This is a genomic window from Streptomyces sp. CA-251247 (assembly GCF_050952975.1).
Lineage (GTDB): Bacteria > Actinomycetota > Actinomycetes > Streptomycetales > Streptomycetaceae > Streptomyces > Streptomyces achmelvichensis.
The window spans coordinates 2930606-2957013 of sequence record NZ_CP191861.1 but is presented as its reverse complement, the minus strand read 5'-3'; the positions used below and the strand labels follow the sequence as shown (position 1 = coordinate 2957013).

The following is a 26408-nucleotide window of genomic DNA, read 5'->3' as shown; positions in this document are numbered from 1 at the left end:
GCGCGGCCCCCCCGACGGCGAACAGCGGCCCCGACAGAGGACCCTGATTGAAGACGAGCGCGGAGGCGGACTTCCGGGCATTCGTGGTCAGCCGCTGGCCACGGATGCTCCGGACGGCCCGGCTCCTGACCGGACATCACCACGACGCGGAGGACCTGGTGCAGGCAGCCCTGGCCAAGGCGTATGTGAAGTGGGAGCGCATCCAGCGCACCGACGACCCCGACGCCTACGTCTGGCGCATCATGATCAACGCCAATGTCGACCGGCTCCGGCGTACGCGGGCACGGGAGTGGCTCACCACCCGCTTCCCGGAGACCGCGGCCCCGGACCGCACCGAGGGCGTCGCCGAACGGAGCGCGCTCGTCCAGGCGCTCGACCGGCTGCCGCCCCGGCAGCGTGCCGTGATCGTGCTGCGGTACCTGGAGGACCGCACCGAGTCGGAGGTGGCCCGGCTGCTCGGCACCCGCATCGGCACGGTCCGCAGCCACTGCGCGCGGGCGCTGCGCCGCCTGCGCGGCGAGCCGGGCGTGGCCCGTGAGCCCGCGGGGGCGTCCGCGAACGGCAGGGCGGCCCGTGGGACACCGAAGGAGCCGCGTCCGTGAACGACGACCTGCGCATCGGCGACGCCCTGCGACGCGAGGCGGACGCCCACCCCGTGGGGCCCGCCCCGGTCGACGAGGTCCTGCGCCGGGGCCGCACCGCCCGCAGTCGGCGACGGGCGGCCGTGGCGGGTGCGGCGACGGTCACGGCGGCACTCGCCGTTCTGGCGTACGCGGGGGTGGAGGGCACCCATGTGTCCCCCTCCCCGGCACCGCCGGCCACCGCCCCGACCCCGTCCGCATCCACCGGCCGGCCGGGCGTCCGGACCCTCCAGCCGTACGAGGTGGCCGGTATCGGCCACGGCGTGCAGATGGTGCTGCTGCCCGAGGGCGAACAGAACTACGTCGTTCAGGACGGCGACATCCAGCAGGCGATCGCGACGGCACGGCAGTTGCCGGGCAACAACATCCGGCCCGACAGCGTGAGCGGTGGACTGTCGAGCGGCGAGGGCCTCGTCCACGGCGCCTTCCGCACCGACAGCCCGCCCGCCCGCATCGTGATCCGGGTGGCCGACAAGGAGTACGAGGCGGGCGTCCTGAGCCTGCGCGGAGAGCCCGACTGGGGTACGTACTACGCCTTTCCGGGCGCCGAGGTGATGCAGAGGGGCTACGCGGTGACGGTCTACGCGGCCGACGGCAGCGTCCTGGTCCAGGACCGGTTCAACGCCAAATGAGCCGGGCGGGCGTGCGGGAGAGGCCCGCGGATGCGCCGCCGACTGGATCCGGGAGTTCCGGAAAAATTACCGGCCGCAGTCGTACAACCCTTTACCAGTCACGTCGGTCATACCTGTCATCAAGGCTCCCGGGGGGGATCTGGGGGGATCCGGGGAGTCCTTGAGGGAGGGGAAATGGAGGGGCCCGGCCGTACGGCCGGGCCCCCTCGATGTTCCCCAAGCCGTACCGCCGCCGCGCGGACGGGAGTTGTCCACAGGCCGCCCGCGTTGTCCGACCCCGGCGGTAGCGTCGGATCATGTCCAATCCAGCAGTGGTCGAAGGGGTCCTCGAGCGGATCACCTACGCCAACGAGGAGAACGGGTACACGGTCGCCCGCGTCGACACCGGACGCGGCGCCGATCTCCTCACGGTCGTCGGCTCGCTGCTCGGCGCGCAGCCGGGCGAGTCCCTGCGCATGGAGGGCCGCTGGGGCTCCCACCCGCAGTACGGCAAGCAGTTCACCGTGGAGAACTACACCACCGTCCTCCCGGCCACCGTCCAGGGCATACGCCGCTATCTCGGCTCCGGTCTGATCAAGGGCATCGGCCCGCGGATCGCCGAGCGCATCGTCGACCACTTCGGCATCGAGACCCTCGACATCATCGAGCGGGAGCCGAAGAAGCTCATCGAGGTCCCCGGACTCGGCCCGAAGCGGACCACGTTGATCGGCGCAGCCTGGGAGGAACAGAAGGCCATCAAGGAGGTCATGATCTTCCTCCAGGGTGTCGGCGTCTCCACCTCCATCGCCGTGCGCATCTACAAGAAGTACGGGGACGCCTCGATCTCCGTCGTGAAGAACCAGCCCTACCGCCTCGCGGCCGACGTGTGGGGCATCGGCTTCCTCACCGCCGACAAGATCGCCCAGGCCGTCGGCATCCCCCACGACAGTCCGGAGCGGGTCAAGGCCGGCCTCCAGTACGCCCTGTCGCAGTCGACCGACCAGGGCCACTGCTTCCTGCCCGAGGAGCAGTTGATCGCGGACGCCGTGAAGCTCCTCCAGGTGGACACGGGCCTGGTCATCGAGTGCCTCGCCGAGCTCGCGGCCGACGAGGAGGGGGTCGTGCGGGAGAGCGTGCCGGGGCCGGACGGGGGCGAGGCGGTCACCGCCGTCTATCTGGTGCCCTTCCACCGTGCCGAGATCTCCCTGGCCGCCCAGGTGAACCGGCTGCTGCGGACCGACGAGGACCGGATGCCGGGCTTCCGGGACGTCGTGTGGGACAAGGCGCTCGCCTGGCTCGCCGAGCGCACGGGCGCCGCACTGGCACCCGAGCAGGAGGCCGCGGTGCGACTCGCGCTCACCAGCAAGGTCGCCGTGCTCACGGGTGGCCCCGGCTGTGGAAAGTCCTTCACCGTGCGGTCGGTGGTGGAGCTGGCCCGCGCCAAGAAGGCGAAGGTGGTGCTGGCCGCCCCCACCGGCCGCGCGGCCAAGCGGCTCTCGGAGCTGACCGGGGCCGACGCGTCCACCGTCCACCGGCTTCTGGAGCTCAGACCGGGCGGCGACGCGGCATACGACCGTGACCGCCCGCTCGACGCCGATCTGGTCGTCGTGGACGAGGCGTCCATGCTCGATCTGCTGCTGGCCAACAAGCTGGTCAAGGCCGTTGCACCGGGCGCGCACCTGCTGCTCGTCGGGGACGTCGACCAGCTGCCGAGCGTGGGTGCGGGCGAGGTGCTGCGGGATCTGCTCGCGGACGGCGGACCGGTGCCCCATGTCCGCCTCACGCGGATCTTCCGGCAGGCCCAGCAGTCAGGTGTGGTGACCAACGCCCACCGCATCAACTCCGGTGTTCCGCCGATCACTTCGGGTCTCTCCGACTTCTTCCTCTTCGTCGAGGACGAGACGGAGGACGCGGGAAGGGTCACCGTGGACGTGGCAGCCCGTCGGATTCCGGCCAGATTCGGTCTCGATCCGCGGCGGGATGTGCAGGTTCTGGCACCCATGCACCGAGGCCCGGCGGGTGCGGGCACCCTCAACGGCCTGCTCCAACAGGCCATTACGCCCGCGCGACCGGATCTCCCCGAGAAGCGTTTCGGTGGACGGGTCTTCCGGGTCGGCGACAAGGTCACCCAGATTCGCAACAATTACGAGAAGGGAAAGAACGGCGTCTTCAACGGCACGGTCGGCGTGGTCACCTCGCTCCAGCCGGATGATCAGCGGCTGACGGTGCTGACGGACGAGGACGAGGAGGTTGTGTACGACTTCGACGAGCTGGACGAGCTGGCCCACGCGTATGCCGTGACCATTCACCGTTCCCAGGGCAGCGAATACCCGGCGGTGGTGATCCCGGTCACCACCGGAGCATGGATGATGCTTCAGCGGAACCTCCTCTACACGGCGGTCACCCGGGCCAAGAAGCTCGTCGTGCTCGTCGGCTCCCGCAAGGCGATAGGACAGGCAGTGCGCACCGTTTCCGCAGGCAGACGCTTCACCGCGCTCGACCACCGGCTGACCGGCGGCTGAGCCGTCCGGTCATCGGCCGGCCGGGGGAGCCCTCCGGCCCTGCGGGGTGGGAAATGCCACCCCGGCTTCCGGAACCAGGGCGAACGGGGCAAGATGAGCAGGTTGGCGGCACTGAGTGCCGCCGATAGGCCCATTGGTCGACCCCGAGTGCACTCTCCTGAGCCAAATGGGGGATGGTAGAGACAGTCAGGGCACCTCGAAGAAGAGGCACTACGTCGGTGAGGGATGACGTGAGCGACAACGCTAATAGCGCAGTAGTACTGCGGTACGCGGACGGTGAATACACCTACCCGGTGGTCGACAGCACCGTCGGTGACAAGGGCTTCGACATCGGGAAGCTCCGAGCCCAGACCGGTCTGGTGACCCTGGACAGCGGCTACGGCAACACCGCCGCCTATAAATCCGCGATCACCTATCTCGACGGTGAGCAGGGGATTCTGCGGTACCGCGGTTACCCCATCGAGCAGCTGGCCGAGCGCTCCACCTTCCTCGAGGTGGCGTACCTGCTGATCAACGGTGAACTGCCGACGGTCGACGAGCTGTCCGCCTTCAAGGGCGAGATCACCCAGCACACGCTGCTGCACGAGGACGTCAAGCGGTTCTTCGACGGCTTCCCGCGTGACGCCCACCCGATGGCGATGCTGTCCTCCGTGGTCAGCGCGCTGTCGACGTTCTACCAGGACAGTCACAACCCGTTCGACGAGAAGCAGCGCCACCTCTCGACGATCCGGCTGCTCGCCAAGCTTCCGACGATCGCGGCGTACGCCTACAAGAAGTCGATCGGCCACCCCTTCGTCTACCCGCGCAACGACCTCGGGTACGTGGAGAACTTCCTGCGGATGACCTTCTCGGTCCCCGCCCAGGAGTACGACCTGGACCCGGTCGTGGTCTCGGCGCTCGACAAGCTGCTGATCCTGCACGCGGACCACGAGCAGAACTGTTCGACGTCCACCGTGCGTCTGGTCGGCTCCTCGCAGGCGAACATGTTCGCCTCGATCTCCGCCGGCATCAGCGCCCTGTGGGGCCCGCTGCACGGCGGCGCCAACCAGTCGGTGCTGGAGATGCTCGAGGGCATCAAGGCCAACGGCGGCGACGTGGACTCCTTCATCCGCAAGGTGAAGAACAAGGAGGACGGCGTCCGTCTGATGGGCTTCGGCCACCGCGTCTACAAGAGCTTCGACCCCCGGGCGAAGATCATCAAGGCGGCGGCGCACGACGTCCTCTCGGCCCTCGGCAAGTCCGACGAGCTGCTGGACATCGCGCTGAAGCTCGAGGAGCACGCGCTCTCCGACGACTACTTCGTCTCGCGCAACCTCTACCCGAACGTGGACTTCTACACCGGTCTCATCTACCGGGCCATGGGCTTCCCGACCGAGATGTTCACCGTGCTCTTCGCGATCGGCCGGCTGCCCGGCTGGATCGCCCAGTGGCACGAGATGATCAAGGAGCCGGGTTCCCGCATCGGCCGCCCGCGCCAGATCTACACCGGCGAGGTCCTGCGTGACTTCGTCCCGGTCGAGGCTCGCTGAAGCGACCGTCCCGACCAGGGGACCGGTCACTCCTGAAAAGGTGATCCGGCCGGCCCCACCGAGGCTCCGTACGTAACGGAAAGCGCCCCGCTGCCGATCCCCCCACGGGTCGGCGGGCGGGGCGCTTCCCATATCCCCGGAGCGGATTCCCCCACGGGATCCGGCCGGGCGTCTCTGCCGGGTGAGCAGAAGTTCCTCGCGGTCTGCCGGGGTACGTACGCACGGGAGGGCCGCTCAAAGCTCCCCGGGCACGTGCCCCGGCCAACGCTTGCCTGAGACGTCCCCCAAGACATCCCATGAACGTCCCCCAAGACGTTCTCGGCATCGACCATTCAGACTCGCGAGGAGCCTCAATGGTTACCCCTAAATATCTGTGATCTAGGTCTCTTTGTGAAGGTCTTGTGACCCACATGTAGTCACCGGAAAGAGCGTAGACGCAGGCTGTTGGTCACCACAAATACGGACGAAAAGGCCATGGCCAGTCCGGCGATCATGGGGTTGAGCAGGCCAAACGCCGCGAGAGGCACTGCGGCCAGGTTGTAGCCGAAGGCCCAGAAAAGATTGCCAATGATTGTGGCAAGAGTCCGACGGGCGAGACGGATGGCGTCGGCAGCGGCCCTCAGGTCACCCCGTACGAGGGTGAGGTCACCGGCCTCGATGGCGGCGTCCGTCCCGGTGCCCATGGCCAGCCCGAGGTCCGCGGTGGCGAGGGCGGCCGCGTCGTTCACCCCGTCGCCGACCATGGCCACCCGGCGGCCCTGCGCCTGGAGGCGCCGGATCACCTCCACCTTCTCCTCCGGCATGACCTCGGCGTGCACCTCGTCGATGCCGACCGCGGCCGCGACCGCCTCGGCGACCGCCCGGCTGTCGCCCGTCAGCAGCACCGGCGTGAGGCCGAGGTCCCGCAGGCGGGCGACCGCCTCGGCGCTCGTGTCCCGGACCGTGTCGGCGACCGTGAGAGCGCCGAGCACTTTGCCGTCCCGGGCCGCGAACACCGCCGTACGGGCGTCCGTGGCGACGGAGCGCAGTGCGGGCGGCACTTCGACGCCCGCGTTCTCCAGCAGGCGTGCACGGCCCACCAGGACGTCGAGGCCGTCGACCGTGCCGCGTACGCCGAGGCCGGGAAGGTTCTCGAAGGACGACGGGACGGGCAGCGTGCCCACCCGCTCCGTGGCGCCCGCCGCGATCGCCCGGGCGACGGGATGCTCGGAGGCGTGCTCCAGGGCCCCCGCGAGGCGCAGCAACTCGCTCTCGGCCCCCTCGTCACCCGGCTCCACGGTGTGGACGCCCTGGAGGCTCATCCGGCCCGTGGTCAGCGTGCCGGTCTTGTCGAGGACGACGGTGTCGACGGTGCGGGTGGCCTCCAGGACCTCGGGACCCTTGATGAGGATGCCGAGCTGGGCGCCCCGCCCGGTGCCGACCATGAGCGCGGTCGGCGTGGCCAGCCCGAGCGCACAGGGGCAGGCGATGATCAGCACGGCGACGGCCGCGGTGAACGCGGCGGTCGGGCCCGCTCCGCTGCCCAGCCAGAACCCGAGGGTGAGCAGCGCGAGGACGATGACGACGGGAACGAAGACGGCCGAGATCCGGTCGGCCAGACGCTGCACGTCCGCTTTGCCGCTCTGGGCGTCCTCCACGAGCTTGGCCATACGGGCCAGCCGGGTGTCCGCGCCGACCCGGGTGGCCTCGACGACAAGGCGGCCCCCGACGTTCACACAGCCGCCGGTGACCGGGTCGCCGGCCGCCACGTCCGCCGGTACCGACTCGCCGGTCAGCAGGGAGGCGTCGACGGCGGACGTGCCCTCCACGACCGTGCCGTCGGTGGCGATCTTCTCGCCCGGGCGGACGACGAATCGGTCACCGGCCGCCAGCCGGCCGATCGGTATCCGCGTCTCCGTGCCGTCCCGCAGCAGGGCCACGTCCTTGGCGCCCAGCTCCATCAGGGCACGCAGTGCCGAGCCGGCCTTTCGCTTGGAGCGGGCCTCCAGATAGCGGCCGAGCAGGAGGAAAGTCACCACACCGGCGGTGACTTCGAGATAGATCGTGGACGCGCCGTCGGTGCGCGAGGCGGTCAGGTCGAATCCGTGCCGCATGCCCGGCATCCCGGCGTGACCGAGGAACAGGGCCCACAGCGACCAGCCGAAGGCGGCCAGCGTGCCGAGGGAGACCAGGGTGTCCATGCTGGCGGCGCCGTGCCGCAGATTGGTCCAGGTGGCCCGGTGGAAGGGCAGCGCGCCCCAGACGGCGACCGGGGCGGCCAGCGTCAGGGAGAGCCACTGCCAGTTGTCGAACTGAAGGGCCGGGACCATCGCCATCAGGACCACCGGCACGGACAGTACGGCGGAGACGACGAGGCGCTGCCGGAGCGCGGCCGACTGCGGGTCGCTCCCGCCGCTGTCGGGACTGACGCTGTCCGGGCTGCCGGTGCCGGCGCTGCCGGTGTCGGGCGAGCTCTCGGGTTCCGGTGCCGGGGGCGGCGGTTCCTCGGCCGTGTACCCGGTCTTCACGACGGTGGCGATGAGGTCGCTCACCTTCAGGTCCGGCGGACAGGAGATCCGGGCCTTCTCCGTCGCGTAGTTGACCGTGGCCTCGACCCCCTCCATGCGGTTGAGCTTCTTCTCCACGCGAGCAGCGCAGGAGGCACAGGTCATCCCGCCGATGGTGAGTTCGACCTGGGTCGTGTGCACGGACGTTTCCACGGTGGGGACTCCAGACAACGGCGCCGGGCCGTGCCCCGACCAGTGGGCGACTGGTCGGGACCGGCCCGGCGGAAGACTGATCGAGCGGCCTGCGTGTCAGGCGAGGCCGACGAGCTCGTACCCGGCCTCGTCGACGGCGTCGCGCACGGCGGCCTCGTCCAGGGGTGCCTCGGAGACGACGGTCACCTGGCCGGTCGCGGCGACGGCCTTGACGGAGGTGACGCCCGGGAGTCCGGAGATCTCGCCGGAGACGGCACCTTCGCAGTGGCCGCAGGTCATGCCGGTGACCTGGTAGACCGTGGTGACGCCGCCGATCTGCACATCGGCCGCACCGCTGCCGCAGGCGCCGCCGCCGCAGCAGCCGGATGCGGGGGCGGTCGGGGAAGTCTCGGTCTCCGCGGTCATGTGGTTCTCCTCGGGGTGCTTGAGAGGCGTACTCAAGGTGTACCAGAGGCCTCCGGGGCTGCGGAGGCGGTGGCACCTTCACCATACTATACCCCTAGGGGGTACTGAGGGATGCGGTGACATGCGCCTCCCGCGCCCCTCTGTGGCCCGCATCCGCCGGCGCTGACGCGGACGAACGAAGTCCCGCACCCGGGCGGGGTGCGGGACGGGGGTGGGGCTCGATACGGGGGAACGGGGCGTTCGGCCGGCGCGCGGTCAGTCGGTTCTGCGGCTCCTGTTTCCGGGGCGGTTGGCCACCCAGACGCGGATCGTGTCCGCGTACCAGTAGGGCTTGCCGGTCTCCACATGGTCGGGTGGCGGGGGAAGACCGTGCTTGCGATAGGAGCGGACCGTGTCCGGCTGCACCTTGATGTGCGCGGCGATCTCCTTGTAGGACCAGAGTCTTCTGTCCGTCATCTGTGGGGCACCTCCCTGCGTGCGCGACAGCGGCGGCCGGGGGGCCGTCGGGGGAGCTGCCGCGCGGGCGCTGGTGATCACTGAGCCTGTGCCCGATGAACGACGGCGACTGGAGGGAAGAGTGGGGCTGTTGAGCGCCTGTGACGGAAAACCCGCGTAATGGAGACATGCGTGATCACCGTGCGACAACGGTGACAGAAGCGACGCCTGTGCCTCAGGCGCCGCAAGAGCGCAGGAATCGGCGCGTCCGCCGGGCGATCGGGAAGGGCTTGTCCGGCGGGCACGGGTACATGTCCTGCTCGACGATGGCGAAGAGCTCCACGTCCAGGGCCTGCGCCGCGGTCAGTACGGGCTCCAGCGCGGGGACGCCGGACGGCGGCTCGCACATCACGCCCCGGCCGACCGCGGGGCCGAACGGGACCTCGTGCGCGACGACTTCGGCGAGGATGTCCGGATCCACCTGCTTCAGATGGAGATAGCCGATCCGCTCACCGTAGGTCTCGATCAGCTTGACGCTGTCACCGCCGCAGTAGGCGTAGTGCCCGGTGTCCAGACAGAGCGAGACAAGGGCGGGGTCGGTCGCGTCGAGGAAGCGGCCGACGTTCTCCTCGCTGTCGACATGGGTGTCCGCATGCGGATGGACGACGATCTTCAATCCGTAGCGCTCGCGCACCTCATGGCCCAGCCGTTCGGTCTGAGTGGTCAGATCGCGCCATTGCTCCGGCGTGAGCGTGCGGTCCTCCAGTACCTCGCCGGTCTTGTCGTCGCGCCAGAACGAGGGGATGACGACCAGGTGTTCGGCGCCCATGGCCCGGGTGAGCGCGGCGATGTCGGAGACGTGTGCCCAGGTCTTCTCCCAGACCGAAGGCCCGTGGTGCAGTCCGGTGAAGACCGTGCCGGCCGAGACCTTCAGCCCCCGGCGGGCGGTCTCCTCGGCGAGACGGACGGGGTCGCTGGGCAGATAGCCGTACGGTCCGAGCTCGATCCACTCGTAACCGGCGTCGGCCACCTCGTCGAGGAAGCGCTGCCAGGGGACCTGCTGGGGATCGTCGGGGAACCACACCCCCAGGAGTCGGGGGCCGATCCGACCCGGATGCGGTTCAGGGAGGGTACGGAGGAGGTCATGCGGCCGAGCTTTCCGGCCGTCGCGGAAGGGTGTCAAGCCTTCGTCCGAATGTCAGGACAAAATGTTGACAGGGCTCAGGAAGGAGCATTAGACCTGGGGACAGCCGGCGTCGAAGTGAAGGGACGCGCATGCCTCAGCCGTACGACGTGATCACGATGGGACGGATCGGGGTGGACCTCTATCCGCTGCGGACCGGGGTCCCGCTGGCGCAGGTCGACACGTTCGGGAAGTTCCTCGGCGGCTCGGCCACCAACGTCGCCGTCGGCGCGGCGCGGCTCGGCCGGAGGACGGCGGTGATCACCCGCACCGGCCAGGACGCGTTCGGGGACTATCTGCACCAGGCCCTCGGCGAGTTCGGTGTCGACGACCGCTGGGTGACGCCGGTGGCCGCCTACCCGACGCCGGTGACCTTCTGTGAGATCTTCCCGCCGGACGACTTCCCCCTCTACTTCTACCGGCAGCCCAAGGCGCCCGACCTGGAGATCCACGCGAGTGAACTCGACCTGGCGGCGATCCGCGAGGCGCGCGTGTTCTGGATGACGGGCACCGGCCTGTGCGCGGAACCCAGCCGGGGCGCCACACTCGCCGCGCTCGCCCACCGCGACCGGTCCGGCATCACGGTCTTCGACCTGGACTGGCGGCCGATGTTCTGGACGGACCCGGACGAGGCCCGGCCGTACTACCGCGAGGCCCTGACACACGCCACCGTCGCCGTCGGCAATCTCGACGAGTGCGAGATCGCGACCGGTGAGCGCGAGCCGGACGCGGCCGCCCGCGCCCTGCTCGCCGCCGGCGTGGAGCTCGCCGTCGTCAAACAGGGACCCAAGGGGGTCCTCGCCCTGCACCGCGACGGCACCCGCGCCGAGGTCCCGCCCGTCCCGGTGGAGGTGGTCAACGGCCTGGGCGCCGGCGACGCCTTCGGCGGGGCGCTGTGCCACGGGCTGCTCTCCGACCGGCCGTTGGAGCAGATCATGCGATACGCGAACGCGGCCGGGGCGATCGTCGCGGCCCGGCTCGCCTGCTCCAGCGCGATGCCGTACGCCTCCGAGGTCGACCAGGTCCTGGCAGGAGGCTCCGTGCCGGCCTCACCGACGCCACCGCCGACCGGGCCCGAGGCCCCGCCGGGCACGCTCGCTCCGCCGCCCTCCGACACCGCGCCCCGGACGCCTCCACCACCCCCGCCGGCCCCCCACTCGCCCGGAGCCGCTTCGTGAGCCGTGTCGACATCGCCGAGCTCGTCGGGATCCGCACCCGGCATCCGGAGGCCGTCGCCGAGGCCGCCGCGCGCCGGCGCAGACGGCCCCGGCTCATCGGCGACAGCGGACGGCTGATGATCATCGCCGCCGACCACCCGGCCCGCGGCGCCCTCGCCGTCGGGGACAGCCGTCTCGCCATGGCCAACCGCCTCGAACTGCTGGAACGGCTCTGCCTCGCCCTCTCCCGGCCCGGTGTCGACGGTGTCCTCGCCACCGCCGACATACTCGACGACCTCCTGCTGCTCGGCGCGCTCGACGACAAGGTGGTCATCGGGTCCATGAACCGCGGGGGACTCGCCGGCGCCTCCTTCGAACTCGACGACCGCTTCACCGGCTACCGCGCCCAGGACCTGGACCGGCTCGGCTTCGACGCGGGCAAGCTGCTGCTGCGCATCGACTACCAGGACCCGGCGTCCCTCGACACGCTGCACGCCACCGCGCGCACCGTGGACGAGATGGCCGAGCGTCAGCTTCCCGTCTTCGTCGAGCCGTTCATATGTCACCGGACCGACGGACAGCTCCGCAACGATCTCAGCGCCGACGCGGTCACCCGCTCGATCGCCATCGCCTCGGGACTCGCCGGCACCTCCGCGTACACCTGGCTGAAGGTCCCCGTCACCGACAACCCGGACGACATGGCGTCGGTGATGGAAACCTCCACGCTTCCGGCGGTCCTCCTCGGAGGGGAGATCGGCGACGATCAGCACGGCGCCTACGAGAAATGGCGTGGTGCGCTGCAACTGCCCACCGTGCAGGGTCTGGTGGTGGGACGCTCGCTGCTCTACCCGGTCGACGGGGACGTCGCCGGAGCGGTCGATACGGCCGTAGGACTGCTGTAGGGGGTACGGAGAGGTCATGAGCGCCGACAAGTTGCAGGAGCTTCACGTACCGGCGGGCAGCGCGGCCAGTGGGCCGTACGCCCTCCGCGTCGACCCCGAGCAGGCCGGCTGGGGGTACTCCGGTCTGCGTGTGCTGGAACTGGAGCCGGGCGGCTCGCACACGCTCGCCACCGGGGACAGCGAGTGGATCGTGCTGCCGCTCAGCGGTGGCTGCACGGTGCACACGCAAGGCGAGTTCTTCGAACTGCAGGGCAGAGAGAGCGTCTTCGGCGGAGTGAGTGACTTCGCCTATGTGCCGCGCGATGCCCATGCCCAGATCGCCTCCGGTGCGGGAGGCCGCTTCGCCCTGGCAGGAGCGAAGTGCGAGCGACGACTCCCCGCTCGCTACGGCCCCGCGCCGGAGGTACCGGTCGAACTGCGCGGCTCCGGCACATGCTCACGGCAGGTCAACAACTTCGCCGCCGCCGACACGTTCGGGTGCGACAAGCTGATCGCCGTCGAGGTGCTCACGCCCGGCGGGAACTGGTCCTCCTACCCGCCGCACAAGCACGACGAGCACCGGCCCGGAGCCGAGTCCGAGCTGGAGGAGATCTACTACTTCGAGATCGAGCAGGGCGGCGTCGGCTACCACCGCGTCTCGCCGTCCCGGCCCGGCGGCGCCGACGTCCTCGCCGAGGTCCGCACCGGGGACGCCGTCCTCATCCCGGACGGCTGGCACGGCCCGTCCATCGCCGCGCCCGGGCGGCACATGTACTACCTCAATGTGATGGCGGGGCCGGGCGCGGACCGCGCATGGCTGATCCGCGACCACCCCGACCACAGCTGGATCCGCGACACCTGGCCCACGCAGCCGGTCGACGCCCGGCTGCCGCTGTACGGAACGGGGACCCGAGCGGGCACCGGACCCGGAACTGGAGTAGAGGCGGAAACCGGGACCGGCGCCGGAAACGGACCCGCAGCAGGAACGGGGACCGGCGCCGGAGCAGCAGGAACGGGGACCGGCCCCGGAACCCGACCCGAGGCCGAGGGAGGCCACCGATGAGCACCCGCCGCCTCACCGTCGCCCAGGCGCTGGTCGCCTTCCTGTCCCGCCAGTACACCGAGCGGGACGGCCGCCGGACGCGTCTGATCAACGCGACCTGGGGCATCTTCGGCCACGGCAACGTGGCCGGCCTGGGACAGGCGCTCCTGGAGTCCGGCCCGGAGATGCCCTACATCCAGGGCCGCAACGAACAGGCCATGGTGCACGCCGCCGTGGGCTACGCCCGCCAGTCCCGGCGGCTGTCCGCGCAGGCCGTCACGACCTCCATCGGCCCCGGCGCCACCAACCTCGTCACCGGCGCGGCGCTCGCCACCATCAACCGGCTGCCGGTCCTCCTGCTGCCCGGCGACGTCTTCGCGACCCGTCCGGCCGACCCGGTCCTGCAACAGCTCGAAGTCCCCTACGCCGGCGATGTGTCGGTCAACGACGCACTGCGCCCCGTCTCCCGCTTCTTCGACCGCGTCATGCGGCCCGAGGCGCTGATCCCCGCAGCGCTCCAGGCCATGCGCGTCCTCGCCGACCCGGCCGAGACGGGCGCGGTGACGCTGGCCCTGCCCCAGGACGTGCAGGCCGAGGCGTACGACTGGCCGGAGGACTTCTTCGCCGAGCGCGTCTGGCAGGTGAGCCGCCCGCGCCCCGACCTCACGGCGCTCGACGCCGCCCGCCGTGCTCTGGCCTCGGCCCGCCGGCCGCTGCTGGTCGTCGGCGGCGGTGTCCGCCACAGCGAGGCGGAGGGCGCGCTGCGTGCCTTCGCCGACGCGACCCGCATCCCGGTCGCCTCCACTCAGGCCGGCAAGGGCTCGCTGCCGTACGACCACCCCGCCGACGTCGGCGGCATCGGTCACACCGGTACGGCCACGGCGGACGAACTCGCCTGCACCGCCGACCTGGTGATCGGCGTCGGCACCCGGTGGTCGGACTTCACGACCGCCTCGTCGACCCTGTTCCAGAACCCGTCCGTCCGCTTCCTGAACATCAACATCACCTCGTTCGACGCCCACAAGATGGCGGGCCTGTCCCTGGTCGCCGACGCGCGGGCCGCGCTGGAGGAGCTCACCGGCGCGCTGGGCCCCGGCTTCCGCGTCGAGCCCGCGTACGAGACGGAGTACGCGGACGACAAGGAGCGCTGGGAGTACCGCGTCGACGCCTCCTACGAGGGCGACGACGACACCCGCCCCACCCAGCCCCAGGTGCTCGGCGTGCTCGACGCGCTGGTCACCGAGGACGACATCGTGATCAACGCGGCCGGTTCGCTCCCCGGCGACCTGCACAAACTGTGGCGCGCCCGGTCGGCCGACCAGTACCACGTCGAGTACGGCTACTCCTGCATGGGATACGAGATCCCCGCGGCGATCGGCGTCGGCATGGCCGCGCCCGGGCGCCCCGTCTGGGCGCTGGTCGGCGACGGTACGTATCTGATGAATCCCACCGAAATCGTCACGGCGGTCCAGGAGAACATCCCGATCAAGGTGATCATCCTGCAGAACCACGGATACGCCTCCATCGGCGGTCTCTCCGAGTCGGTCGGCTCCGAACGGTTCGGCACGGCCTACCGCCATCGAGCGCCGGACGGCACGTACACCGGCGCTCCTCTGCCGGTCGACCTGGCCGCCAACGCCGCCGCGCTCGGGCTGCGCGTCATCCGCGCCAAGACCGTGCGTGACCTGCGTGAAGCGCTGGCGGAGGCCCGCGCGGCCGACGTCCCCACAGGTGTCTACATCGAGACCGAAACGGCAGACACTGTGTCGGGCGCGCCTCCGGCGCAGGCGTGGTGGGATGTTCCGGTGGCCGCGACCGCGACCCGCCCGTCGGCGGTCAAGGCCCGGGAGGAGTACGACCGGCAAGTCGCAGCCCGACGCCGCCATCTGTGAAGGAGCTCGAAATGAAGACCGTCAACCACTGGATCGGTGGCAAGACCGTCGAGGGCGCGTCCGGCAACTGGGGACCGGTCACCGACCCGGCGACCGGCGCCGTCACCACCCAGGTGGCACTGGCCTCGGCCGAGGAGGTCGGCGCGGCCGTGTCGGCGGCGAAGGAGGCGTTCGCGACCTGGGGCACGGCCTCGCTGTCGCAGCGCACCGCGATCCTGTTCCGCTACCGCGCGCTCCTGGACGCCCACCGCGACGACATCGCCGCACTGATCACCGCCGAGCACGGCAAGGTCCACTCCGACGCGCTGGGCGAGGTCGCCCGCGGTCTGGAGATCGTGGAACTCGCCTGCGGCATCACCACACAGCTCAAGGGCGAACTGTCCACCCAGGTCTCCAACCGGGTCGACGTCGCCGCGATCCGCCAGCCGCTCGGCGTCGTCGCGGGCATCACGCCGTTCAACTTCCCGGCGATGGTGCCGATGTGGATGTTCCCGCTGGCGATCGCCTGCGGAAACACCTTCGTGCTCAAGCCGAGCGAGAAGGACCCCTCGGCGGCCATGCTGCTGGCCGAGCTCGCCGCGGAGGCCGGCCTGCCCGACGGCGTGCTCAATGTCGTCCACGGCGACAAGGTCGCGGTCGACGCGCTGCTGGAGCACCCGGACGTCAGCGCGGTCTCGTTCGTCGGCTCGACCCCCATCGCCCGCTACATCCACACCACGGCCTCCGCCAACGGCAAGCGCGTCCAGGCGCTCGGCGGCGCGAAGAACCACATGCTGGTCCTGCCGGACGCCGACCTGGACGCGGCGGCGGACGCCGCCGTCTCGGCCGCGTACGGCTCGGCGGGCGAGCGCTGCATGGCGATCTCCGCGGTCGTCGCGGTCAGCTCCGTCGCGGACGAGCTGGTGGACAAGATCCGCGAGCGCGCCGAGAAGATCAAGATCGGCCCGGGCAACGACCCGACGTCCGAGATGGGCCCGCTGATCACCAAGGCCCACCGCGACAAGGTGGCGTCCTATGTCGAGGGCGCGGCCGCCCAGGGCGCCGAGGTCGTCCTCGACGGCACGGGCTACTCCGTCGACGGCTTCGAGGACGGCCACTGGATCGGCCTGTCGCTGCTCGACAAGGTCTCCACGGACTCCGACGCCTACCGCGACGAGATCTTCGGCCCGGTGCTGTGCGTGCTGCGCGCGGAGACGTACGAGGACGGCGTGGACCTCATCAACGCCTCCCCCTACGGCAACGGCACCGCCATCTTCACCCGCGACGGCGGAGCGGCCCGCCGCTTCCAGCTGGAGATCCAGGCGGGCATGGTCGGCGTGAACGTCCCGATCCCGGTCCCCGTCGGCTACCACTCCTTCGGGGGCTGGAAGGACTCGCTCTTCGGCGACCACCACATCTACGGCAACGACGGCGTGCACTTCTACACCCGCGGCAAGGTGGTCACGACCCGCTGGCCGGACCCGTCGGAGGCGCCGGTGGGCGTGGACCTGGGCTTCCCGCGCAACCACTGAGTTCGCTCTCGTCCGGGTGTCTCTCCGGCCCCCGGCCTGCTTCCCGGCCCGTACGGAATCTCTTCCGTGCGGGCCGGAGCCGTGAGCGGTGTGCGGGCGTTGCCGTGACGGGGGGCGCGGGCGTTGCTGTGGCGGGTGAGCCGGCGGAGCGGTGACCGTCGCGCGGACGGAGCCGTAAATCAGTGGTCCGCCGTCGGGGGCCGGCCGCACTCTGATGGGCATGCACGAGCCTGCGCGCCGCATCCGAGCGCTCCACACCGCCTCGACGATCACCGTCTACCAGGCGTACTCACCCGTCATCGGCGTCCCCGCGGCGCGGGAGGGGCGCTTCCCTGCGTCCTGGAAGCGCGACCGCATGACGTGGATCAAGCCGTCGTTCCTGTGGATGATGTACCGCTGCGGCTGGGGGCTGAAGGAAGGACAGGAGGTCGTCCTCGCTGTCGAGATCGCCCGCGACGGTTTCGACTGGGCCCTGGAGAACTCCTGCCTCTCGCACTACGACAGGGATGTGCACCCCGACCAGGTGTCCTGGAAGCGGGAGTTGAAGAGCTCACCGGCCAGGGTGCAGTGGGATCCCGAACGCGATCTGCATCTGCGGCCGCTGCCGTACCGCTCGCTCCAGCTGGGACTCGCGGGGGAGGCGTCGCGCCGTTACGCGGACGAGTGGACCGTCTCCGTCACCGACGTCACTCCGCTCGCCCACCGGATCCACGCCCTGGTCCGCCAGGGCGACCTGGACACCGCCCGCGGCCTGCTGCCCGACGAGCGTCCCTATCCGGATCAGGGTGACGCGGCATGAGAAACCCCCGGGACGCGACGGCACCGGCCGCGTCCCGGGGGCTTCATCTGCTCGGCGTCCGTGAACGGACTAGAACAGCGAGTACAGCAGCTTGTTCGGCGAACCGGTCCTCGGGTCCTGGACCTTGTTGTTCGTGGCGTTGTTCACCAGGGCGTCCCGCACCTGCGCCGGGGTCGCGGTGGTGTGGGTCGCCAGATAGAGCGCCGCGACGCCCGCCGTGTGCGGCGTGGCCATCGACGTGCCCGAGATGGTGTTGGTGGCGGTGTCGTTCGTCCGCCACGCCGACGTGATGTCCACACCGGGCGCGAACAGGTCCAGGCACGTTCCGAAGTTGGAGAACGACGCCCGGCGGTCCGTGTTGTCCGTCGCACCGACCGTGATCGCCTCGGGGACGCGGGCGGGGGAGGAGTTGCACGCGTTCTGCGGGATGCCGAGGAAGTTGCCGTTGCCCGCGGCCACGGCGAAGCTCACGCCGGAGGCGATGGACTTCTTGACCGCGTTGTCCAGCGAGGTGTTCGTCCCGCCGCCCAGGCTCATGTTGGCCACCGCCGGCTTCTTGGCGTTGGCGGTCACCCAGTCGACGCCCGCGATGACACCGGCGGTGGTGCCGGAGCCGTTGCAGTCCAGGACGCGTACGGCGATGAGCTTGACGCCCTTGGCGACGCCGTACGTCTTGCCGCCGACCGTGCCGGCGACATGAGTGCCATGTCCCTGACAGTCCTGACCGTTCTGGCCACCGCCCACCGTGTCCGTGCCGACGCTCGCACGGCCGCCGAACTCACTGTGGGACGTGCGGATTCCGGTGTCGATGATGTACGCGTTCACATTCGAGGCCGGTGTGTTGTGGGTGTACGACTTCGACAGCGGCAGGTCCCGCTGGTCGATGCGGTCGAGGCCCCAGGTCGGGTTCGTCTGGGTGTCGTTGAGGCGAACCGTTTCGTTCTGCTCGACGTACTTCACCCGCGGGTCGGCGGCGAGCTTCGCCGCCTTCGCGTCGGACATCGTCGTGGAGAAGCCCGCGAGAACGTTGCGGTAGGTGTGCTTGGGCGTGACGCCGAAGTCCGCGGCACGTGTCGAACCGTCCTTCAGGACGACGATCCAGCTGTTGGCGACGGCAGTTGAGGAAGGAGCGAGACGGAGGTCGCCGATCGTCGCGCTCTGCGCGGTGGGGGAAGCGGCGAACTGGAGACCTGCCGCAAGTGCGACTGCGGGTATCAGCGCACCGAAGCGGCGGGTGGGGGTTCTCATCTCGTGCACCTGACCTTTCGTTGACCGGGAGACGGGCAAGTACGGGTGTGCATGGTGCCAGGGGATGCGGACGCGCTGACCAGCGTCTCGTGACGTGACGTACGACACAAGGGAGCGTCACCATGGTTCGCATGACGGACGCACACATTGTGAACACCCATCAGGCAGAGGCATGGAACGGCTATGAGGGGCGGCACTGGGCGGACCACCCGTCCCGCTACGACAGCCTCAACGACCCCGCCAACACTCCGCTTCTCGAAGCGGCCCGGGTCGCCGCCTCCGACTCCGTCCTCGACATAGGCTGCGGCAACGGCCACCTCACCCGCATCGCCGCAGGCCAGGCCGCACATGCCCTCGGGGTCGACCTCTCCGGACCCATGCTGGAAACCGCCCGTGGCAAAGCCGCCCAAGAGGGCATCGACAACGTCTCCTTCGTCCGCGCCGACGCCCAGGTGCACCCCTTCCAAAACGCCTCATTCGACGTCGCTCTCAGCCGCTTCGGCGTCATGTTCTTCGCCGATCCCGTCGCCGCTTTCGCCAACGTCGGACGTGCTCTGCGCCCCGGCGGGCGGCTCGCCTTCGTCTGTCCGCAGGCATTCCGGCGCGTGGGCCAGTACAAGATCTTCACAGCGATCGCGACCCAGGTGACCCTGCCCGACCTGTCCCATGACGACCGAACCGGGCCCACCTCCTTCGCCGACCCCACCCGCACCACCGGCATCCTGCGCGACGCCGGCTACGAGAACGCGACCGCGACGGAACTCGAGGTCCCCCAGCTGTGGGGCAAGGACGCCGAGGATGCCACCGGCTTCCTCTTCGACTGGGGCCCGATGCGCCACTGGCTGCGCGACGCCGATCCCGACGCGGTGACCCGAGCCCGCGCGGCCGCCACCGAGGCCTTCCGCGCTTACGAGAACAAGGGCGACGGTGAGGGCGGGAGCAAGGGAGAGGGCGGGAACGAGGGAGGGGGCGAGGGCGACGGCTGGAGGGAGGGTGAGGGCTGGAGCGAGAGCAAGGGTGGGAGCGAGAACGGTGTCGTGCTCACCGCGCGTCTCTGGCTGGTGACCGCCACCTGGCCCGGCTGAGCAGAGCAGGCCGCAGGGGGAGGGGAGGAGGGTCGGGTGCCGGTGCCGGTGCCGGTGCTGGTGCCGGGCGACGGCCAGGCCCTTACACGCAGCGGTCCGCGCATACCGCGGCTGCTGTACGCGGACCGCCCCACCTACTACTCGGGGATGCCGACCACTTCCCCCTGGCGGCAGCCGAGAGCCCACAGGCATTCCGCTTAGGGTTTCAAGCATGCAGATCCGACTTCCCCGGCCGCGCGGCCGATGGCTCGCAGGCGGCGCTGCCCTGGCCGTCCTCGCCGGCGCGGGCACCTGGACCGCGGTCGCCGACGACAGCGCCCCGACCGTGCACCGGCAGGACAAGGTGCAGGCCATGCCCGGGGCGAAGATCGACACCTCCTACTTCAGCACCGGCGGCAGCGAACGCCGTCCGGCCGTTCTCCTCGGACACGGCTTCGGCGGCAGCAAGGACGACGTCCGCTCGCAGGCGGAGAAACTCGCCCGCGACGGCTACGCCGTGATGACCTGGTCCGCCCGGGGATTCGGCGAATCCACCGGACAGATCGGCCTCAACGACCCCGACCACGAGGTCAAGGACGTCTCCCGGCTGATCGACAACCTCGCCGCCCGCCCCGAGGTGCAGCTGGACGCCGACGGCGACCCGCGCGTCGGAGTCGCCGGCGCCTCCTACGGTGGCGCCATCTCGCTTCTCGCCGCCGGATACGACAAGCGCGTCGACGCCATCGCACCGGCGATCTCCTACTGGAACCTCTCCGACGCCCTCTTCCCGAACGGCGTCTTCAAGAAGCTCTGGGCAGGCATCTTCTTCTCCACCGGCTCGGCAGGCGGCAACCCCGCCGGTCCCTCCAGCGACGCACCGGCCGACACCCCTGGCGGAGACGCTCCGGCAGGGGCCGGAGACGACCCCGCGGGGTCGGGCGGCAACAGCGCCCCCGGATCCCCGGCAGGGCCCGCAAACCCCGGCGCCTGCGGGCGCTTCCAGCCCGCCCTCTGCGCCATGTACGAGCGCGTCGCCGTCGCCGGCAAACCCGACGCCGCGGCCGAACAGCTCCTTGAAGGCCGCAGCCCCTCCGCCGTCGGCGACCGCATCAAGGTGCCCACCCTGATCATCCAGGGCCAGTCCGACTCGCTCTTCCCGCTCGCGCACGCCGACGCCATGGCTCAGCAGATCAAGGCCAACGGCGCGCCCGTCTCCGTCGACTGGATCGCCGGCGGACACGACGGCGGCGACCGCGAGACCGCCCGCATCGAAAGCCGCATCAGCTCCTGGTTCGACCGCTACCTCGGCCAGGACAAGAACGCCGCCACCGGACCCGCCTTCCGCGTCAGCCGCACCGGAGGTGTCGACTCCACCGACGGCCAGGCTCTGCTGCGCGGCGCGACCGGCAACCGCTACCCGGGCCTGGAGAGCGGCGCCCGGCCGATCCCGCTCAGCGGCCGCGAGCAGACGTTCTCCAACCCGGCCGGCGGCACCCCGCCCGCCATCTCCGCCGTCCCCGGTATCAGCGGCGGCATCAACCAGCTCTCCTCCCTCGGAGTCGGACTCTCCCTCGACTTCCCCGGTCAGTTCGCACGCTTCGAATCGCGCCCCCTCAAGCAGTCCTTGCGGATCACCGGCTCCCCGACCGTCCGCGTCAACGTCACCTCCTCCAACGGCGACGCGGTGCTGTTCGGGAAGGTCTACGACGTCGGCCCCGACGGCCGCCAACAGGTCCTGCCCTCCCAACTCGTCGCCCCCGTCCGCATCGAGGGCACCCAGCAGGCCAAGAACGTCTCCTTGACCCTGCCCGCCGTGGACCACGAGGTCGACGCCGGACACCGGCTGCGTCTCGTGCTCTCGGCCACCGACCTCGCATACGCCTCGCCGCCGAACCCCGCGACCTACACCGTCGCTCTCGCCGACGGCGCGGCGCTGTCGGTGCCCACTGCGCCGGTCGTGAAGACCCAGGCCTCGGGGTTGCCCTGGTGGACCTGGGGCCTCCCGGCCGCCGGTGCGCTCGTGGCAGCCGCGCTGCTGTTCACCGCCCGCCGCCGCGTTGCCGCCCCGGCGCCGGACCCCGAACTCGCCGCCGTCCCGCTGGAGATCACCGCACTCACCAAGCGGTACTCCAAGTCCTCCGACCGCTACGCCGTGCAGGACCTGTCCTTCCGCGTCGAGAAGGGGCAGGTGCTCGGCCTCCTCGGACCGAACGGCGCGGGCAAGACCACCACCCTGCGCATGCTCATGGGGCTCATCCGTCCCGACGCGGGCGAAATCCGCGTCTTCGGCCAGGCCATCCGCCCGGGCGCGCCCGTCCTCTCCCGGGTTGGCGCCTTCGTCGAAGGCGCGGGCTTCCTTCCGCATCTGTCCGGCCGCGACAACCTGGAGCTCTACTGGCGGGCCACCGGCCGCCCCGCCGAGGACGCGCACATCGAGGACGCCCTCAAGATCGCGGGACTCGGTGACGCCCTCGCCCGTGCGGTTCGCACCTACTCGCAAGGCATGCGACAGCGTCTCGCCATCGCCCAGGCCATGCTCGGTCTGCCGGATCTGCTGATCCTCGACGAGCCGACCAACGGGCTCGACCCGCCGCAGATCCGCGAAATGCGGGACGTGATGATCCGGTACGCCGCCGGAGGCCGCACGGTCATCGTCTCCAGTCACCTCCTTTCCGAGGTCGAGCAGACCTGCACCCATCTGGTGGTCATGGACCGCGGCCGGCTGGTGCAGGCAGGACCGGTCGCGGAGATCACGGGCGAGGGCGACACCCTGCTGGTCACCACCAGCACGGAAGTGCCCGATCCGGTGATCGAGAAGATCGGTGCCCTGGCAGGGATCGGCTCCGCCGTCCGCGTGGACGAAGGGCTGCTCGTCCGACTGGACGGAGCGAGCGCCATGTCGATGATCAGTGAACTCGTCCGGCTGGACGTGCCGTTGACCGGCGTGGGCCCGCACCGCCGCCTGGAGGATGCCTTCCTCACCCTGATCGGAGGTTCCGCATGAGCACGCTGGTCGACTCGGCCCCCGGATACCGGGCGCGGCACACCCTGCCGCTGCGCGTCGAGGCTGTGCGGCAGCTGAAGCGCAGGCGGACCATGGTGATGGCCGCGGTACTGGGGGCACTGCCCCTCGTGCTGATCATCGCCTTCGCCATCGGCGGCACCCCGGACGGCGATGAGGGCGGTCGGATCACCCTCATCGACACGGCCACCGCCTCAGCCGCCAACTTTGCTGCCACCTCCCTCTTCGTCTCGGCAGGCTTTCTGTTGGTGGTCCCGGTCGCGCTCTTCCACGGGGACACCGTGGCGTCGGAGGCGAGCTGGTCGTCCCTGCGCTACCTGCTGGCCGCTCCCGTGCCGCGCTCCCGACTGCTGTGGTCGAAACTGGCGGTGGCGCTCGGCTTCAGCGCGGCAGCGATGGTGCTGCTGCCGCTCGTCGCCCTGATCGCGGGCACGATCGCCTACGGCTGGGGTCCACTGGAACTGCCCACGGGCGGATCCCTTGCCACGGGCGACACTCTGCCGCGGCTGGCTCTCGTCGTCGCCTTCATCTTTGTCTCCCAACTGGTCACGGCAGGGCTTGCGTTCTGGCTGTCCACCAAGACCGACGCCCCTCTGGGCGCGGTCGGCGGAGCGGTCGGTCTGACGATCGTCGGCAATGTGCTGGACGCGGTCACCGCGCTCGGCTCGTGGCGCGATGTGCTGCCGGCGCACTGGCAGTTCGCCTGGATCGACGCTCTCCAGCCGCAACTGGAGTGGGGCGGCATGGTCAAGGGGGCAGCGGTATCGGTGACCTATGCGCTGGTGCTGTTCGCGCTCGCCTTCCGGAACTTCTCCCGGAAGGACATCGTGTCGTAGGCGAGGCGAGGCGAGGCGAGGCGGGGCGAGGCGAGGCGGGGCGAGGCGAGGCGAGGCGGGGCGAGGCGAGGCGAGGCGGGGCGACGCGTGAGCACGGGTGACCACACGTCGCCTTGGCCAGGCCTAGACCCAGCCACGACGGGCCGCTTCCACTCCCGCCCGGAAGCGGCTCGTCGTGCCGAGGGCGGTCATCAGCTCACCCACGCGCCGGCTGTATGTGCGCCCGGACATTCCCAGCCGATGCGCGGCCGCCTCGTCCGTGAGTCCCGCCAGCAAGGCCTTGAGCACCGGCCGCAGATGGGCCGGCGCTTCGTCGGGCGCCGGATGATGTGTCAGTTCCTCGCTGGTGTCCCACCAGGCGCGATGTGTGCGCACCAAGGTCTGGACGACAACGGGATCGCGAATCAGCAGCACGCCGTTGTCGTGCAGTTCCAGATCGAGAGGAACGGCGGCGACCGCGCGGTCGGCGACGATTATCTTGAACGGAATGGTGTCGGTCACCCGGGAGTCACCGGGAAACCGTGCACCATCGCGGATGTGCACCAGACTGTGGCGGGGCGCGATCCGCCGGACCGTGGCGGTCCGCTCGCCGCTCGCGCGGACGCCCGCGCAGGCCAATTCCAGGAAGGGCTCCGCGATTCCGCGGCCGAGTGCCCCGGCCGGGTCGTCGAAGCTGAGGAGCTCGCGACGTGCCGAGCGGACCAGGCCGGTCAAGGCCGCTCTGACGTTCGCCACTCCCGTGACCGGCTGTCCTGGCGTCTCCCGCAGGACAGACCTCGTCATCTCCTGGCCGAGCACGGAGCCCGGAACCACTGCCACCGACATGGCACACCATCCCCCTGCCGTTCCCGCCGCCCCACGGTCCGTCCCCCCGGATCCGCGTAGGCAACTCCATGTACGCACAGCGCTGCTCATGGTGACAAGGGCCTGGTCAGAGACTGGCGAGTCCTTGCCATGCCCTTCTGTTCGGCGCCTGGCGTGGGCAGGCTGGAGGCACGAACCGAGGGAAAGGAACGGGGACCATGAGCGAACGACAGCGTGCGCCGGCACCTCAGCCGCCCCACGGACCGGATTAACTCCTTCCGCCCGTTGCAGCATTGAGATTCATCCGCAACTCCTTCGTCTGCTCTTTTGGGCCGTCTCGGACGTCACATTCACAAGTGCTGACGATCAGGGGGTCCGGATGAAGCTCTGCGCAAGGACGTACAGGGGACTACTCGCTGCGGTGCTGGCCGGAGGGATGCTGCTGACCGCCGGCTGCAGTGCCGGTGGCCAGAGCGACCGAAGCTCCTCCTACGACGGTTCCAAACAGCGGGGGAACGACGGTGCCGAGCCGGCACCCGCTCCCATCGCTCCGGACGGCGGAGGAGGTGCGCCTGCGACGGGCGTGGACGGCGGCACAGAAGGGGAGCGGCAGGACAACGGTGCGTACGACAAGTCCCTGCCGCCGGCCGACTACCTTTCGACGTTCGCGCTCGACGTGGACACCGCCTCGTACGGCTACGCCCGTCGCACGCTGAAGGACGGACAGCAGCCCCTCGCGGAGAACATCCGGCCGGAAGAGTTCATCAACAGCTTCCGACAGGACTATCCGCGGCCCAAAGGGGACGGCTTCTCGGTGACCGTCGACGGAGCTCGTCCTCGTGGCTCGGAGGGCGAGGTCCGAGGGGAGGTCGGTGGCGAGGTGGAAGGCGGCGACGACTGGTCGCTGGTGCGTGTCGGGCTCTCCACCCGCCCGTCCGACCGCAAGGGCGAACGCCCGCCCGCCGCCCTCACCTTCGTCATCGACATCTCCGGATCCATGGCGGAACCCGGCCGGCTCGATCTCGTCCAGGAGTCGCTGGGAATCCTCACCGACCAGCTGCGCGACGACGACTCCATCGCCGTCGTCACCTTCAGCGACGAGGCCGAGACCCGACTGCCCATGACCCGCCTCGACGGCAACCGCTCCCGGATCCACAAGGTGATCGACGGCCTGGAGCCGACCGACTCCACCAACGTCGAGGCGGGCGTGCGGACCGGCTACGAGGAGGCTGTCGAGGGCCGTCGGCGCGGAGCCACCAACCGTGTCGTCCTGCTCTCCGACGCCCTGGCCAACACCGGCGAGACCGACGCCGAAGCGATCCTCGACCGGATCGACGAGGCCCGACGGGAACACGGCATCACGCTGTTCGGCGTCGGGGTCGGCAGTGAGTACGGGGACGACCTCATGGAGCGGCTCGCGGACAAGGGGGACGGCCACACCACCTATGTCTCCACCAGCGAGCAGGCCCGGAAGGTGTTCGTGGACCAGCTGCCCAGCCACGTCGAACTGCGGGCGCGCGACGCCAAGGCGCAGGTGGCCTTCGACCCCGAGACGGTGAAGCAGTTCCGGCTCATCGGTTACGAGAACCGGGCTGTTGCGGATGAGGACTTCCGCAACGACCGGGTGGACGGCGGCGAGGTCGGCCCGGGCCACACGGTCACGGCCCTCTACGCGGTGCGGCTGCGTGAGGGTGCGAGCGGCCACGTCGCCACGGCGACGGTCCGCTGGCTCGACCCCAAGACGCGGGCACCGCACGAGCAGACCGGCTCGGTCGAGACGAACGCGGTCGACGGTGCGTTGTGGGGCGGGGCCTCCAGTAGGTTCCAGGTCACCGCGGTCGCTGCGTACTTCGCCGAGTCCCTGCGCGGCGGTTCGATGCCGGGCGCACCCGGCCTGGGTGAACTGGCAAAGCGAGCAAGGAAGCTGGCGGACACCACGGAGGATGGCGCGGTGCGTCAGCTCGCCGAGTCGATCACCCAGGCGCAGCGAATCAAGGACTGAGGTCCCGAAGGGCGGACGGCACGACGGACAGAAGGAGCGGGGGACGGACGGTCGGAAGGAAGTGACGGGCCGGGGAAGGGCGGTAGGGAGGCGAGGCGTGGCCGAGCGGCACGACGGGACTGCTG

At 70.3% G+C, this 26408-nt stretch carries 19 protein-coding genes and 1 pseudogene; 14 read left to right on the top strand and 6 right to left on the bottom strand.

What is annotated here, in order from left to right; translation table 11 throughout:
* The first annotated feature begins 47 nt into the window (after positions 1-47).
* From ACQPWZ_RS12895 to ACQPWZ_RS12880, 4 genes are all read left to right on the top strand, one after another.
* Positions 48-602, top strand: a complete 555-nt coding sequence (locus tag ACQPWZ_RS12895) for a SigE family RNA polymerase sigma factor (RefSeq protein ID WP_356701919.1) — start codon at positions 48-50, stop codon at positions 600-602.
* Complete coding sequence (locus ACQPWZ_RS12890) at positions 599-1273, top strand: hypothetical protein (protein WP_433571386.1); 675 nt, start codon at positions 599-601, stop codon at positions 1271-1273. The genes ACQPWZ_RS12895 and ACQPWZ_RS12890 overlap by 4 nt, the downstream gene beginning before the upstream one ends.
* 296 nt (positions 1274-1569) lie before the next feature.
* Positions 1570-3774 carry an SF1B family DNA helicase RecD2 gene (gene recD2 / locus ACQPWZ_RS12885; protein ID WP_356701915.1) on the top strand — a complete coding sequence of 735 codons (2205 nt, stop codon included), beginning with the start codon at positions 1570-1572 and terminating at the stop codon, positions 3772-3774.
* A gap of 218 nt (positions 3775-3992) precedes the next feature.
* The gene (locus tag ACQPWZ_RS12880; protein ID WP_383245874.1) at positions 3993-5303 is read left to right on the top strand and encodes a citrate synthase; all 1311 of its coding nucleotides are present in this window, start codon (positions 3993-3995) and stop codon (positions 5301-5303) included.
* A 416-nt stretch (positions 5304-5719) separates the two neighbouring features.
* On the opposite strand, the gene ACQPWZ_RS12875 is transcribed toward ACQPWZ_RS12880, so the two are convergent.
* From ACQPWZ_RS12875 to ACQPWZ_RS12860, 4 genes and pseudogenes are all read right to left on the bottom strand, one after another.
* Positions 5720-7954: a heavy metal translocating P-type ATPase gene (locus tag ACQPWZ_RS12875; RefSeq protein ID WP_433573810.1), complete on the bottom strand. Its 2235-nt coding sequence runs from the start codon at positions 7952-7954 to the stop codon at positions 5720-5722.
* A gap of 144 nt (positions 7955-8098) precedes the next feature.
* Entirely contained in the window at positions 8099-8407 is a 309-nt protein-coding gene (locus ACQPWZ_RS12870; protein WP_313946239.1) for a heavy-metal-associated domain-containing protein, read from the bottom strand.
* A 255-nt stretch (positions 8408-8662) separates the two neighbouring features.
* A complete protein-coding gene (locus ACQPWZ_RS12865; RefSeq protein WP_433571385.1) occupies positions 8663-8863 on the bottom strand; it encodes a helix-turn-helix transcriptional regulator in 201 nt (66 codons plus the stop codon).
* A gap of 214 nt (positions 8864-9077) precedes the next feature.
* A pseudogene (locus ACQPWZ_RS12860) lies at positions 9078-9988 on the bottom strand (sugar phosphate isomerase/epimerase family protein).
* A 129-nt stretch (positions 9989-10117) separates the two neighbouring features.
* On the opposite strand from ACQPWZ_RS12860, the gene iolC reads away from it, so the two are divergent.
* The 6 genes from iolC to ACQPWZ_RS12830 all read left to right on the top strand — a co-directional run bounded on the left by iolC (position 10118) and on the right by ACQPWZ_RS12830 (position 17307).
* Positions 10118-11203 carry a 5-dehydro-2-deoxygluconokinase gene (iolC, locus tag ACQPWZ_RS12855; RefSeq protein WP_433571384.1) on the top strand — a complete coding sequence of 362 codons (1086 nt, stop codon included), beginning with the start codon at positions 10118-10120 and terminating at the stop codon, positions 11201-11203.
* Complete coding sequence (locus ACQPWZ_RS12850; protein ID WP_340473177.1) at positions 11200-12084, top strand: Cgl0159 family (beta/alpha)8-fold protein; 885 nt, start codon at positions 11200-11202, stop codon at positions 12082-12084. The genes iolC and ACQPWZ_RS12850 overlap by 4 nt, the downstream gene beginning before the upstream one ends.
* Positions 12085-12100: 16 nt before the next feature.
* Positions 12101-13126 (top strand): 5-deoxy-glucuronate isomerase, encoded by a 1026-nt coding sequence (gene iolB / locus ACQPWZ_RS12845; protein ID WP_405569797.1) that lies wholly within the window; start codon positions 12101-12103, stop codon positions 13124-13126.
* Positions 13123-14997 (top strand): 3D-(3,5/4)-trihydroxycyclohexane-1,2-dione acylhydrolase (decyclizing), encoded by a 1875-nt coding sequence (gene iolD, locus ACQPWZ_RS12840; protein ID WP_433571383.1) that lies wholly within the window; start codon positions 13123-13125, stop codon positions 14995-14997. Before iolB ends, iolD begins: the two co-directional genes overlap by 4 nt.
* A gap of 11 nt (positions 14998-15008) precedes the next feature.
* The gene (gene mmsA / locus ACQPWZ_RS12835; RefSeq protein ID WP_340473174.1) at positions 15009-16508 is read left to right on the top strand and encodes a CoA-acylating methylmalonate-semialdehyde dehydrogenase; all 1500 of its coding nucleotides are present in this window, start codon (positions 15009-15011) and stop codon (positions 16506-16508) included.
* 220 nt (positions 16509-16728) lie between these two features.
* Positions 16729-17307: a DUF4291 domain-containing protein gene (locus tag ACQPWZ_RS12830; RefSeq protein ID WP_433571382.1), complete on the top strand. Its 579-nt coding sequence runs from the start codon at positions 16729-16731 to the stop codon at positions 17305-17307.
* 69 nt (positions 17308-17376) lie between these two features.
* Here ACQPWZ_RS12830 and ACQPWZ_RS12825 read toward each other — a convergent pair whose 3' ends face one another.
* On the bottom strand, positions 17377-18564 hold the full coding sequence (locus tag ACQPWZ_RS12825) for a S8 family peptidase (RefSeq protein WP_340473172.1): 1188 nt from the start codon (positions 18562-18564) through the stop codon (positions 17377-17379).
* Positions 18565-18686: 122 nt separating this feature from the next.
* Between ACQPWZ_RS12825 and ACQPWZ_RS12820 the strand changes: the two genes are divergently transcribed.
* The 3 genes from ACQPWZ_RS12820 (at position 18687) to ACQPWZ_RS12810 (ending at position 23477) form a co-directional block, all read left to right on the top strand.
* Positions 18687-19640, top strand: a complete 954-nt coding sequence (locus ACQPWZ_RS12820; protein WP_433571381.1) for a class I SAM-dependent methyltransferase — start codon at positions 18687-18689, stop codon at positions 19638-19640.
* A 211-nt stretch (positions 19641-19851) separates the two neighbouring features.
* Complete coding sequence (locus ACQPWZ_RS12815; protein ID WP_433571380.1) at positions 19852-22623, top strand: alpha/beta fold hydrolase; 2772 nt, start codon at positions 19852-19854, stop codon at positions 22621-22623.
* Positions 22620-23477: an ABC transporter permease gene (locus ACQPWZ_RS12810; protein WP_383232638.1), complete on the top strand. Its 858-nt coding sequence runs from the start codon at positions 22620-22622 to the stop codon at positions 23475-23477. The genes ACQPWZ_RS12815 and ACQPWZ_RS12810 overlap by 4 nt, the downstream gene beginning before the upstream one ends.
* 123 nt (positions 23478-23600) lie before the next feature.
* Here the strand turns inward: ACQPWZ_RS12810 and ACQPWZ_RS12805 are convergent, their stop codons facing one another.
* Entirely contained in the window at positions 23601-24302 is a 702-nt protein-coding gene (locus ACQPWZ_RS12805; protein ID WP_433571379.1) for a DNA-binding response regulator, read from the bottom strand.
* Positions 24303-24660: 358 nt separating this feature from the next.
* On the opposite strand from ACQPWZ_RS12805, the gene ACQPWZ_RS12800 reads away from it, so the two are divergent.
* On the top strand, positions 24661-26283 hold the full coding sequence (locus ACQPWZ_RS12800; protein WP_433571378.1) for a YfbK domain-containing protein: 1623 nt from the start codon (positions 24661-24663) through the stop codon (positions 26281-26283).
* Positions 26284-26408: the final 125 nt, after the last annotated feature.